Below are 13,702 nucleotides of genomic sequence, written 5' to 3' on the forward strand. Positions count from 1 at the left end.
TAATACTATTGAAAGCGTTAACAACTATATTATTTAAAGGAAGAGGTTTTTTAATGGGAAAAAGATCAAAAGAGTTATTTGATAAGCGTCAACGCTATTCTATTAGACGTTTAACTGTCGGAACGGCATCTGTTATGATTGGTAGCATGTTGCTTGGTGGACAAGTGGTTCTTGCTGATGAAGCAGGTAACACATCCTCTAATCCAATACTAGTAGAAAAAGTAAATTCAGAAACAAAAATTGAATCTCTTGAAATGGATGACAATCAATTGGCTTCTAAGGAGAACACACAAACAACCGTTAGTGAAGATCTTGAAGCCAATGAAGAAAGCACTACAGCTTTATCTTCTTCTGAAAATCCTACTACCGCTTTTTCAGATGCGATTGAAGAAACTGACCTTGCAGCTGAAGAGGTAGAAACTACTAATGCTAATCGCCCGACTGTTGAACTTGAGGTTGATAGTATTGGTCGCTTATATGAAGAAAATAAAGTGTTGACAGTTGACAATAAACGTGTTGATAGTAGTAACGATCAAAGAATTGATCTTGGAGAACATCTTGAAACAGTTAAGGAATTAAATGATGCGACAATTTATATGGAGTTTAAATTAGATTCTAACTCAGGTTTTAAGAGTCTTTTTTCAGCATCTAGTACAGAACATACCAATAATTATCTTACCCTTTATTCAAATGCTGGTACTATTGGCGTGGAAGGAAGAAATGGTAGTAGTCAATTTTATGGGGCCCCAACCGCTAACAGTCAAAAGCTAGTAGCAGGGGAGTGGAATTCCGTTGCCATGACTATAAACTCTTCTGAAGATGCTACTAATAAACTCTCTGTTTATGTTAATGGTGAATTGGCATATGCCGATCAAAAAACAGCTAACTTTATTAAAGACGTTATTGGTGTTAACCGTATGCAAATTGGTGCCACTCCTCGTTTAAATAGGATGCACTGGGGCGCACCGTTTGACTTAAAGAATTTGACCATTTATAATCGAGCTCTGACAGCCGATGAAATTGCAAAACGCTCTGCTATTTTTAAACGTGAAGCTTATCCTGAACGTTTGACAGGTGAGATGGCAGTTTCTGACCGTGTGACAGTGTTTGAGAGTGGTAAAAACAATCAAAGAGCGGCAGATGGTATTTTTAGTTACCGTATACCAGCACTTTTAACAACGAAAAAGGGAACGTTAATTTCAGCAGCAGATGCTAGAGAAACCCATCATAGTGACTGGGGGAACATTGGTATTACGATTAGAAGAAGTACCGATCAAGGAGTTACTTGGAGTAATCGTATTGATGCTATTAATATTAGAAATAACCCTAATCCAGCTAATCGTAGTCAACAATCACCTGTAACGATTGACTCAGTTTTAGTTCAAGATCCTTCTAATGAACGTATTATTTTAATCTATGACATGTTTTTAGAAGGACAAGCTATTCATAGTCTTCCAGCCAATAAGACAAGGTATGAAGAGCCTTATGTAACCATTGAAGGAAAGAGTTATCGTGCCTTATATCGTACCGATAATCAAGGGGAACAAGGCATCTATACTATCCGTGAAAATGGAAAGGTTTACTCACCAACTAATTTAGAAACAGACTATAGCGTTACATTGGAATCTGATCACCCAGCTAAAGAAACGATTGGTGATATTTATCAAAATAATAATTTAGTAGGTAATATTTTCTTTACAACAAATAAAACCAGTCCATTCAGAGCTGCTTGGGCTAGCTATTTGTGGATGCAATACAGTGATGATGATGGTGTCACTTGGTCAAATCCAAAAGATATTACTCCAATGGTTACTAATAATCAGATGAAGTTCCACGGGGTTGGACCGGGAGCTGGTATTGTATTACAACATGGTGATCACAAGGGACGTATCATTGTTCCAACTTATTCAACCAACTATGCAGCTGCTAATCATTTAACATCACAGTCTTCTCGTGTCATTTATTCTGATGATCACGGGGAAACTTGGAAGATGGGTGGCTCCCCTAATGATAATAGAACCTTATCTAATGGGACAACCATTCATTCCCTAACAATGAGTCAGTCAGCTGAACAGTTAACGGAATCTACTGTAGTCGAACTAGACAGTGGGGCATTGAAACTATTTATGCGCAACCCTTCTGGCCGTGTTAAAGTAGCTACCAGTACTGATGGTGGTGTCACCTGGCATGATTTAAAAGCTATTTCAGAAGTAGTTGATGTTTATGTTCAATTATCAGCTGTCCATACTCATCACAATAATAAAGAATATATTATTCTTTCAAACGCCAATGGACCAGCAAGAACAAATGGTTACCTTAGAGTAGCAGAAGTCTTACCTAATGGTGAATTGAACTGGGTAAATCATAAAATTTTACAAAAAGGCGACTATGCCTATAATTCTTTAACTCAGATTGGTGATAATAAATACGGTATCTTGTATGAGCATAACGACCCTGGCTATAATGCTTATAGCCTACAATTCAAATCCTTTAACATGGAATATGCTCTTGCTCAAACACAACCTATCGTTGAGGTCAAATCTATTGACAAGTTAGACGACTATCATTTCCGTCTCAATTTTGATAAGAGTGTTTGGGCACTAAGACCTGAAAATCTTTTATTAGAAGATGACCGTATTGCTTATTTTGTTTCCCAAGATAGCCCAACATCATTAATCTTTAATATCGCTTCTGAGGATTGGGGTAAAGCTATAAAGAGAACCATTCCTTCAGCCATTATTAATGTTAATAAAATTGATGTTGATATTGCTGGTACGCTTCCAACAGCTGACACTGAAAATGTTAATTCTTATGATATTTTAAGACGTGTTAATAATGTAAGAACTAATAAAATTGGCTATAATAAAGCTGAAATTAGTTATGCACCATTTGAAGGTGCTGATTATTACTTTATCAATCGTCTCAATATCGAGACACAAGAAGTTGAAAACTTTAAAACGTTTGATAATCATTTTATTGATCAAACCCTTCAAGCAGACCACAACTATTCTTATAATGTTACTGCGATTAAAAATGGTCAATCTAGTGTTGCTTCCATAGATGCCTTCGTTTTAGCGCATCAAGAATTTATGGATGATCGTGATGAGGCTATTAAGTATGGCGCTGCTTTTGGGAATTGGAGCGATCCAAAACTCTTTGGTGGCACAGAGAAATTTGCCGATATTACTGGAAATACGACACTGACAAAAGAAGATTATACTGCAACTGTTAACTTTGTCGGCAAAGGCATTGAAATATATGGTATCAAGAGCCCAGATTTATCAACTGCAACGGTTAAAATTGATGGGGTTGATCGTGGCATCATTGATTTCCATAAAGAAGGGGCAAAAGAAAGTGGTCTTTTAATCGCTCAATTTAACGACCTAGAAGATGGTTATCATACACTAGAGTTGATCGTTAATAATAATGAGACTACAAGGACAGGAAAACGTGATAAAATATCTCTTGACTCCTTTAGAATCATTTCTGGAGATCCTAACGCTCCAGAACGTTTAGACGATCGTGATTCAAGAATTCAATATGGCTCTGCTTTTGCTGAATTTTCAGATCCACAACTTTATAACGCAACAGAAAAATATGCTGACATCACTCCAGATGTTTCTGTTCCAGCAGAAAATGCGACTATGCGCTTATCTTTTAAAGGAACAGGTATTAGAGTTTATGGTAATAAAGCCACTACACTTGGTGAAGCAATCGTTACTATTGACGGCAATGAAGTTAATCCACTTGTTTTCTTCAAACAGTCTGGTGATGTTGAAAAACGTGCTTTAATTGGTGAGTACACTGGCTTAGATAATAGGTCTCATACCATTACTATCCGTGTTAATCCAAATGCTTCAATGACTAATAAAAAAATTAGTTTGGATTCTTTTGAAATCTTAAAACCACAAGCAAAAGCTATTCTTTCTCCAAGTCTTCTTGATGTCTCTGAAGATGAAGATCACGTATTATTAGTCATGGAAGAAGGAGATTGGCACTCTATTAAGCTTGTTATTGATAGTGTTTCTGATCCGATTATCTTAACTAAAACACCTGATTTGAATTTACAAGATTCATCAGGTAAAGTGGTAGAAAAAATTTCTGATACCCGTTGGAGTATCGCTCTTCCTGAAAATCTAAATCGTGAACAAGTATTAACGATTAAGGCAATTACAAACTATTCACAAGGTGATAGTAATCCAGGAATTGCACGTGTTGCTTCAAGAACACCAGAAGTCAAATACTATCACGTTACTACTAAGTCGGTTCTAAAAGATGGAACAGTTCTATCAGAAAAGATTGTGTTAGACAATCTAGCAACAGGAACGTCTTATGATATAACGCAACAAACACCAGAACAAATGATTGAACATAATGGTAAGAAATATTTCCGTGAATCCGTTTCTGATAACGTTGTGGGCACAGTTGGTGATCAAGATATTATTGTAACCTATACTTATATATTGGCTATCAACGAGCATCCAAATAATTTCCCAAGCTATGAGTTGCCTGAATCAGATTTTGTTCCTGAAACGAAAGTGCCAAATACAGCACCGACAGTTGAAGATAAACCATCCATTGTGTTTACCAATGGAAAAGGGGTAGTCAACGAAGTGCCTGAATTAACCTTCTCAACAGAAAAACGAGAATTAAAAGATGACACATCAGGTGTCATGGTTCAACTAGAAGTTGGTGAAATTGCAGCTATCGAAGGCATCAGTGTGGGTCATAAAGAAACCAAAGACCCAAGCACACCAAATGTGCTTAAAGATAAAGACTATGACCTCTTTGATATCTCATTAGTTGATGCTAATGGTCAAGCCATCAGTCCATTAAAAGACACACTCGTTATCATGCCAGTAGACGAAGGCAAAACCGTAGGAAAAGTGGTTTACCTCCCAAATACTGACCAAGAAGAAGAACTTGACTTTACGATGACAAGTTATGTGGACGCTAATGGTAAAACACAACAAGGCGTTGTCTTTGTGGCAAAACACTTTAGTGAATATGGTATTGTTTATCAAGTGAGAGAAACAAAAGTGCCATCAGACGCACCAACAGCACAAGATAAACCAGTCTTTGAAGGAACACTTGAAAGTAAGGTGCCATCGGATGCTCCAAACTATGAGTTACCGGAATCAGATTTTGTTCCTGAAACATCTGTACCAAAAGTGGCACCAACAGCACAAGATAAACCGGTCTTTGAAGGAACACTTGAAAGTAAGGTGCCATCAGATGCACCAAGCCATCAATTACTAGCCTTTGAAGGCAAACTAGAGCCAATGAGTAAAGGGGATAAGCAAACAAAAGACAAAGTAGAGCAAAAAGAAGTGAAGAGTGCTTCAGCTAATACTTTACCAAACACTGGTGATACGACAAACTCAGCAGTGCTAGGCACCATGTTAGCTCTATCATCACTAGCTTTATATGGTTACGGCAGAAAAAAAGGTGAGCAAGACATTTAATAGCTAAACTTCAAGAACTGATAAGTCAGTTCTACTGATAGAAATGCTGTTCAATGGATAGTATAAAAGGAGTGCAAATGCACTCCTTTTTCTTATGTATAATGGTTAGATTTTTATAAAAGAAAATTGTTTTGTGATTAGCTCTTATCATCACTTAGTGTTAGAAACTGTTCAGTAGTCATTGTTTGTCCCATTAGTGGGAATAGATTTTCTATTGGTAGGTCATGTAATTCTTTAGCTGTTGATGTCATCATATCAGTGATAAAATATTGATTATAAGCATACTGATAGGCATCTCGAGCTGTTGAGTCCACGGCTCCATGAGTTGCAATTCCACCTAGAACAATTGTATCAATGCCTCGTCTTCTTAGTTGCAATTCAAGATCTGTTCCAAAAAAGCCACTGAAGCCACGTTTATCAACGATATAATCATTTTCTTTAACAGCTAGTTCATCAGGAAAGTCAGAAAAACCACCAACATTTTTATTACCAGGTAAAGAAGTCATTGCATTGGGAGCTAGCATATCATTACCGTCATGAAATTTCACTCTAACAAAAGCAATAAAGCCACCCTTTTCTCTAAAAAGAGTAATGAGTTTTTTAGCATTTTTAAGAATAGTTTCAGAAGAATGTGGGGCAGTTGGTATTTCTAGAATACCCTTTTGCATATCGACTAAAACCAAAGCTGTTTTACTAAAATCCATAGAGTTTCTCCTTTTTAATAACAAGATAAATGACCTATTTTTACTGTTTATCTAAGCTATCCAATAATAAAATGATTAGACAATAAAAATAGTATATAATATCTTTATTTTAGAAAAAATAAATAAGCTTTTCAAGAGAAAAAAATTAATTGTGACACTAGAAATAAGACAATAAGTCAAAAAGCTAAACGAACAGTTCATAATTTAAAAAAATGTGACAAAAGGATTGACAGAAGAATAGTAAAGTGATACAATAACAAAGGTTTTAAATAAACTGACCTAAGACAGTAGGGGAGCTCGCTCATAATATTCCTACCGAGGCACAAAACGTTAATAAACGGATTGTACTTTCGTGTCTGGGTTTAGATGCGATTTTTTTGTGTCTAGCCAAAAATAATAACGGAGGTAAAACACTAATGAGTCAAGCAAATATTGCTAAAAAAGCAGAACTTGTTGATTTTTATGCTGAAAAAATGAAAGCAGCTGCAAGTATTGTTATTGTTGATTCACGTGGTCTTACTGTTGAACAAGATACTGTTCTTCGTCGTAACTTACGTGAAAGCGATGTTGAATTTAAAGTGGTTAAAAACGCTATTTTACGTCGTGCTGCTGAAAAAGCAGGTCTTAACAATCTTGAAGATGTTTTTGTTGGGCCAACCGCTATTGCATTTTCAAATGAAGATGTGATTGCACCAGCTAAAATCATCAATGATTTCTCAAAAACTGCTGATAAACTTGAAATCAAAGGTGGTGCAATTGAAGGTGAAGTATCTTCTAAAGAAGATATTATCGCACTTGCTAAATTGCCAAACAGAGAAGGTCTTCTTTCTATGCTTCTTTCTGTTCTTCAAGCACCAGTCCGCAATGTTGCGTACGCTGTCAAAGCAGTTGCAGAAAACAAAGAAGATGCTGCTTAAGCAGTTTAAATGTAGCTTAATTGCTACCAATACTATTTATTAAAAACATAATTTGGAGGAAAAATACAATGGCATTAAACATTGAAAACATTATTGCTGAAATTAAAGAAGCTTCAATCCTTGAACTTAACGATCTTGTAAAAGCTATCGAAGAAGAATTTGGTGTAACTGCAGCAGCTCCTGTAGCTGTAGCAGCAGCTGGTGGCGGTGCTGAAGAAGCTGCTAAAGATTCATTTGACGTTGAATTAACTGCAGCAGGCGACAAGAAAGTTGGCGTTATCAAGGCTGTTCGTGAAATCACAGGTCTTGGTCTTAAAGAAGCTAAAGGTCTTGTAGACGGCGCTCCTGGAGTCATCAAAGAAGGTGTTCCAGCTGCAGAAGCTGAAGAAATGAAAGCTAAACTTGAAGAAGCTGGTGCTTCAGTAACTCTTAAATAATAGAGTCATTTGATAATACAAAAACCATTGTTTTAAGAACAATGGTTTTTTTTATAAACTATTTAGAAAATTTTCGAAATAGTATTGACAAAAACAATAAAAGGATTATAATAAAGTTATCCTAATTAGAAAACTTTCGAAATAGATAAAGGAGTTACTATGGGAATTGATCAAACTTTGAAAGCCTTGAACGATGACAAAAGAAGAGAAATTTTAAAATTATTAAAAAAAGGTAGGCTGAGTGCGTCAGACATTTATCAACACTTTGATGTTTCAGATGCGACGATTTCACATCATTTATCAATTTTATTAAAAGCAGATTTAATCTTTTTAGAAAAAGAGAAAAATTACCGTTACTATAGTCTAAATACTTCTGTTTTTGAAGATATTTTAAATTTTATTACTTTTATTAAAAAATAAGGGGGCCATTATGCAATCAATAAAAAATTGGTTTAAAGTTAGTTTATGGTTATATCTTTTACCATTAGCAGTATCACTCTATTATTATCCTCAATTACCTAATAAGATTGCCATACATTTTAATTTATCTGATCAACCTAATCATTTTACTAATAAATTTTTAGCTTTATTTATTAGCATTGCTTTAATTTTTTTGATAGAATTATTCTCTCTTTACGTGATTTCTAAAGACCCTAAAAAGAACAATCAAAGCAAAAAACTTGTTATTTTTCTTTTGCTATTTATGCCAATAATGGCATTAACTTTAAATATAATCATGATTTCTTATGCTTTAAATACTAGTTTAAATGTCTTTATGCTGTTAAGAATTCTGATTTCTTTTCTTATTATAATCATGGGAAATTATCTGCCAAAAACAAAACGAAACCATACTCTTGGCATTCGTTTGCCTTGGACCTTGTCTAATGATGATAATTGGATAAAAACACATGCCTTTGCCGGTAAAGTATGGTTTATGGGTGGTGTCTTGTTATTATTAGTATCCATTTTTTCTCTAGCAAATAATCTGTTTATTGGCATGATGCTTCTTGTGATACTGTCTCCATTAGTTTATTCCTATGCCATCTATCAAAAACAAAAATAAAATTTATTTTAAACGTGGTAAGGTTTCTTATCGCGTTTTTTTATAGTCAAGAAATGTAAAATCATGGGGTTTAGCTAAGCCATCTCCAATTGTTTTGTTAGCCATTTTTAAATCATTTCTATTTCGAAACAAATTCTTTGACACTTAATTTCCTTTGCAGTAGAATAACATCATCGGTACGGCACCACTTAATGACTAATTGTCTCTTAGTACTCAGTTTGCCACTCAAGAAAGTGCGTTACCTAAAAGAAAAAAGGAGATATTTATTATGAAAATTGCAGTAGTTGGTACAGGAAATATTGGTTCACGTTTAGTTAAACGTTTTTCTAGTCACGGTGTTGATACCATTGTTATTGGTAGTGATTATGACAAATCATTAGCACTAGTAAATGAACTTAATAAAAATGTTGAAGCATTTCAAGATGTAAATGATGCGTTAAAAGCAGCAGATGCTGTTGTCATTGCTTTATGGTTTGATGGCCTTAAAGCTTTCGTGAAAGAACATGAAGAACAATTAAAAGGCAAAATTATCATTGACCCATCAAATAATATCGCTTTTGATGAAGAGGGGAATGTTAAAAGTCTTAACCCAGAAAATCTTTCATCAGGACAACAAATTGCTGAAGTTGTTCCTTCAGACAGTCATTATGTAAAAGCTTTTGGAACACTTCCAGCTGATCAATTAGATGCGACTGAAACTGAAGATGGTAAGAAAGTAACTTTATTCTATGCCACAGATGATGTAAAAGCTGGTGACAAAGTCGCTGAAGTGATTGAAAAAGCTGGCTGGGATGCTGTTTTAGTTGGTGGCGTTAAAGACACTGGACGTATTGAAGTATTTGGTGATTTACACCCATTTGGTGGATTAGAAGGTAAATTACTTTCTAAAGAAGAAGCAAAAGCAAAAATCTAATTAACTTACTTAAACGAGTAAAGAGGTGATAGACTTTTCTATCACCTTTTTTGTTAATAAAAGCCGTCTATTGAAATAGTAATCAGAGGAAAGTAGATATAAAAACAGAGCCTAACTGTTAAGTCAAAAAAGAAAGTGTTATAATAAGCAATAGAAATGAACAAAAAGGTGAAGTCAATTGCGCAAAAAATTAACCAAAGAAGAATTTAAAGAACTCATTAAAGATGGTATTATTGTTTCATGTCAAGCCCTTCCAGGAGAACCTCTCTATGTTGAAGAAGGAGGTATCATGCCTAGAATGGCACTTGCCGCCAAAAAGGCTGGTGCTTGCGGTATTAGAGCTAATTCTATTCGTGACATTAAAGAAATTAAAGAAATGGTTAATCTACCCATTATAGGGATTATTAAAAAGGATTATCCCCCTGAAGAGCCCTATATCACAGCTACGATGACAGAAATTGATGAACTTGTCGAAGCAGATGTTGACGTTATTGCTTTTGATGCCACAAAACGAAAACGTCATGATGGTCTTACCATTTTTGAATTTATCAGTAAAATTAAAGAGAAATACCCTCACCAGTTACTAATGGCAGACATTAGTACTTTTGAAGAGGGCCTTGAAGCCTACAAAGCAGGTGTTGATTTTGTTGGCACAACTCTTTCTGGCTATACAAGCTATAGCGATAAAACGAAAGGGCCAGATTTGTCTTTAATTAAAAAATTATCTCAAGCAAGTATTGATGTGATTGCCGAGGGAAGAATCCATAGCCTTGAAGATTTAATTGCTGTCAAAAACCTAAATCCGACTGGTATTGTGATAGGTGGTGCTATTACTCGTCCTCAAGAAATCGCTGAGCGTTTTATTAATGCCATCAAATAAATAAATGCTAAATGCTGAAATTCTCCAAAATTATCATGATTATTTTTACTAAAAGGGAATAAAAAAATCTAATGTAAAAGAATAAAGACTGTTTCATTCTTAAAAATAAGAACTGACAGTCTTTTTTGATAGTCAGCCTTTTAAAAATAAAAAAGGTGAGATTTATTTGAGGTAACAGTGATAGTTAGAAGAAAAAATGACTATATCATATAATGGACAAATCCCTAAAATTGGACTAAAATAGTAGTGTATAATTATCATTGAAGAAAGGGCGATTTTGTAATGGAAATAAGAGATTTAACGAGTTTGCCCGTTCATATTTTTGAGGAAGCTATTGCTGATAATCAGCATGCTAACATACCGTTTGCTTGGACTGAAACATTTTTAAAAATGATCAATCAAGAACCAGATGCCATTTTACTTCATATCTGGCCAATGGAAAAAACCGTCATTTTGGGCATGTTAGATAAGTTGCTACCAAATCTTTCTGAGGCTAAATCAGTCATAGAAAATAATGGTTATCAGCCTGTTGTTCGTAATATTGGTGGTTTAGCAGTTGTTGCTGACGAAGGGATTCTGAACTTCTCATTTATTATTCCAGATACGTTTAAAGATGCTATTTCAATCACTGATGGTTATCTCATCATGGTTGATTTTATCAAAATGCTGTTTTCTGATTTGCACAAACGGATTGACTATTTTGAAATTGAAGATTCCTATTGTCCTGGCAATTACGATTTGAGTATTGATGGTAAAAAATTTGCAGGTATTGCTCAAAGACGAATCAAAAAAGGAATAGTGGTCTCCATTTATCTTAGTGTTTCGGGCAATCAAGAAGAAAGAGGTCAGATGATTGCTGATTTCTATCAAAAAGGCTTAGCTGGTCAAACCACTAAAGTTAGCTATCCCAAGGTCAATCCATCCTCTATGGCTAACCTCTCAGACTTGTTTGAGGTGCCTTTTACTGTGGATGAGGTGATTGAGAGAATCTCACTAACTTTAAGACAACTAGGGTTTTCAATTAAAAATTGGCAACCTAATCAGATTCAAAAAGAACAATTTGACCTACATTATCAGAAAATGACAAATAACAAGAATTGAAAGAGGTCATAAAATGACAGATAATTCTATTTTATTTAAACCTTTACTCTTGCCAAATGGTGTTGTGTTAGAAAATCGTTTTGTGCTCTCACCGATGGTAACCAATTCTTCTACAAAAGAGGGATTAGTGACACAAGCTGATCTTGATTATGCCAGTCGACGAGCTGCTTCTGCACCGTTACAAATAACGGGAGCAGCCTATGTCGATGTATTTGGACAACTCTTTGAGTATGGTTTCAGCTCAGCCAAAGATGAAGACATTGAAGGATTAACTAAACTAGCACAAGCCATGAAGCGTAAAGGTGCAAAAGCTATCTTGCAATTAACGCACGCAGGGCGTTTTTCTAGTCATACCTTGACAAAGTATGGTTTCGTTTATGGACCTAGTGAGATGAGTTTAAACTCTCCAAAACCTCACCAGGTAAAGGCAATGACGATTCAACAGCTAGCTGACTTGGTAAAAGCATATGCTGATGCCACTAGACGAGCGATTAAAGCAGGCTTCGATGGTGTAGAAATCTCATCAGCACAACGTTTACTCATTCAAACCTTCTTTTCTACTTTTTCTAACGAGCGTGAAGATGAGTATGGTTATAAGACACTTGAAAGTCGTTCAAAACTCGGTCTAGAAGTCTTGAAAGCTGTTCAAGAGGTTATTGAAAAAGAAGCGCCAGCTGATTTTATATTAGGTTTTCGTGCTACCCCTGAAGAAACTAGGGGAGATCAGATAGGTTATTCGATTGATGAGTTTATGACTTTTATGGATTGGGCTTTGGCCGTTGCTTCCATTGATTATTTAGCCATTGCCAGTTGGGGTCACAATGTTTTTCGTAATCGTGTCAGAGGTGCGGGACCTTTTTCTGGACAACTAGTCAATCAGGTGATTTGGGACCACTTTAAAAATCGTTTACCAATTATGGCAACAGGTGGTATTAATACACCAGATAAGGTTTATGAAGCACTTGAACATGCTGATTTTGTTGGCTCATCAACACCTCTTGTGGTCGATCCAGAATTTATTCAAAAAATAAAAGAAAACAGAGAAGATGAGATTAATTTTAAAATAAAATTGTCTGATCTTCATAGCTTGGCTATTCCTGAAGCATCCTTTAAAGACATTGTGCCATTAATGGATTATGGGGAATCATTACCTCAAGAAGCACGTGATTTGTTCCGCGGTTTAGCCAAAAATTATAAGGAGGAGTCATGAAACTAGGGGTCTTAGATTATGGGCTGATTGATGCAGGAAAAACTGCAACAGAAGCCTTAGAAGAAACGGTTCTTCTAGCTAAAAAAGCAGAAGAACTGGGGTTTAGTCGTTTTTGGGTGGCAGAACATCATAATGTGTTTGCATTTTCAACCAGTGCACCTGAATTATTGATGATGCATTTAGCAGATCAAACAAAAACGATTCGAATTGGCTCTGGTGGTATAATGCCTCTTCACTACAGTGCCTTTAAAATTGCTGAACAGATTCGTACGTTAGAAACTTATCATCCTAACCGTATTGATCTTGGTTTAGGTAATTCTCTAGGAACAAGGTTAGTCAAAAAAGCCTTAAAAAGTGTTCATCAAAAAGAAGAGTATTACGATGTCTTAAAAGAATTAAGAAATTATTTATCTCTTAGCGAAGAAAATCCTTTGAATATCACTGTTCAACCCACAATTACTAGTGAACCTCAACTATTTTCACTTAGTAGTAGTGAGGAAACGGCTAAAGTTGTCGGTGAATTAGGGCTAGGCTATAGTTTTGGAATCTTTCCTTATATGCAAAAAAATCTATTGGAAGAAGCCCAAAAAGTGCCAGAAGTCTACCGTAAAAACTTTAAACCATCTTCTTTTCTAAATAAACCTTACGTTACGTTTGCGGTCTTTATCGTTATTGCAAAAACGAAAGAAGAAGCAAATGCTATGGCTAGAAGTCTTGATATCTGGATGCTGGGAAAAGATGATTTTAATGAATTCTCGCATTACCCTACCATTGAAGAAGCAAAGAATTATCCATTATCTGATAAGGAAAAAGAAATAATCAAAGATAATCGACAAAGAATGATAATAGGAACACCACAAGAGGTTGAAAAACAACTCAATGCGTTGTTAAGAATTTCCCAAGCTGATGAAATACTAGCTATTCCACTGGTTCCAGGATTTGAACAGAGACGACAATCTTTGGAATTATTATCACAACTAACGTTATCAAAATAATATATTAAGGAGAAAAA

The 13,702-nt window shown here is 35.3% G+C and carries 11 protein-coding genes and 1 other annotated feature; of the genes, 10 read left to right on the forward strand and 1 reads right to left on the reverse strand.

Features of this window, described 5'->3' with window-relative positions:
- Positions 1 to 53 precede the first annotated feature (53 nt).
- Positions 54 to 5,465: a sialidase domain-containing protein gene (locus JHK62_RS01565; protein WP_199574924.1), complete on the forward strand. Its 5,412-nt coding sequence runs from the start codon at positions 54 to 56 to the stop codon at positions 5,463 to 5,465.
- A gap of 137 nt (positions 5,466 to 5,602) precedes the next feature.
- On the opposite strand, the gene JHK62_RS01570 is transcribed toward JHK62_RS01565, so the two are convergent.
- The gene (locus JHK62_RS01570; protein ID WP_199574925.1) at positions 5,603 to 6,169 is read right to left on the reverse strand and encodes an isochorismatase family protein; all 567 of its coding nucleotides are present in this window, start codon (positions 6,167 to 6,169) and stop codon (positions 5,603 to 5,605) included.
- A gap of 260 nt (positions 6,170 to 6,429) precedes the next feature.
- Positions 6,430 to 6,556, forward strand: a sequence feature (ribosomal protein L10 leader region).
- A gap of 29 nt (positions 6,557 to 6,585) precedes the next feature.
- On the opposite strand from JHK62_RS01570, the gene rplJ reads away from it, so the two are divergent.
- The 9 genes from rplJ to JHK62_RS01615 all read left to right on the forward strand — a co-directional run bounded on the left by rplJ (position 6,586) and on the right by JHK62_RS01615 (position 13,685).
- A complete protein-coding gene (rplJ, locus tag JHK62_RS01575; RefSeq protein WP_199574926.1) occupies positions 6,586 to 7,086 on the forward strand; it encodes a 50S ribosomal protein L10 in 501 nt (166 codons plus the stop codon).
- 68 nt (positions 7,087 to 7,154) lie between these two features.
- A complete protein-coding gene (gene rplL / locus JHK62_RS01580; RefSeq protein ID WP_199574927.1) occupies positions 7,155 to 7,523 on the forward strand; it encodes a 50S ribosomal protein L7/L12 in 369 nt (122 codons plus the stop codon).
- Between the two features lie 159 nt (positions 7,524 to 7,682).
- Entirely contained in the window at positions 7,683 to 7,943 is a 261-nt protein-coding gene (locus JHK62_RS01585; protein ID WP_199574928.1) for an autorepressor SdpR family transcription factor, read from the forward strand.
- A 10-nt stretch (positions 7,944 to 7,953) separates the two neighbouring features.
- Positions 7,954 to 8,586 carry an SdpI family protein gene (locus JHK62_RS01590; RefSeq protein ID WP_199574929.1) on the forward strand — a complete coding sequence of 211 codons (633 nt, stop codon included), beginning with the start codon at positions 7,954 to 7,956 and terminating at the stop codon, positions 8,584 to 8,586.
- 199 nt (positions 8,587 to 8,785) lie between these two features.
- Positions 8,786 to 9,499 (forward strand): NADPH-dependent F420 reductase, encoded by a 714-nt coding sequence (locus JHK62_RS01595; protein ID WP_281389849.1) that lies wholly within the window; start codon positions 8,786 to 8,788, stop codon positions 9,497 to 9,499.
- Between the two features lie 178 nt (positions 9,500 to 9,677).
- Entirely contained in the window at positions 9,678 to 10,379 is a 702-nt protein-coding gene (locus tag JHK62_RS01600) for an N-acetylmannosamine-6-phosphate 2-epimerase (protein WP_199574931.1), read from the forward strand.
- Positions 10,380 to 10,661: 282 nt separating this feature from the next.
- A complete protein-coding gene (locus tag JHK62_RS01605; protein ID WP_199574932.1) occupies positions 10,662 to 11,480 on the forward strand; it encodes a lipoate--protein ligase family protein in 819 nt (272 codons plus the stop codon).
- A gap of 13 nt (positions 11,481 to 11,493) precedes the next feature.
- Positions 11,494 to 12,690, forward strand: coding sequence for an NADH-dependent flavin oxidoreductase (locus JHK62_RS01610; protein ID WP_199574933.1), 1,197 nt, complete (start codon positions 11,494 to 11,496; stop codon positions 12,688 to 12,690).
- Entirely contained in the window at positions 12,687 to 13,685 is a 999-nt protein-coding gene (locus tag JHK62_RS01615; protein WP_199574934.1) for an LLM class flavin-dependent oxidoreductase, read from the forward strand. The genes JHK62_RS01610 and JHK62_RS01615 overlap by 4 nt, the downstream gene beginning before the upstream one ends.
- Positions 13,686 to 13,702: the final 17 nt, after the last annotated feature.

Origin of the sequence: Streptococcus pacificus, from assembly GCF_016481305.1 — a bacterium.
In the GTDB taxonomy this organism is placed as follows: domain Bacteria; phylum Bacillota; class Bacilli; order Lactobacillales; family Streptococcaceae; genus Streptococcus; species Streptococcus pacificus.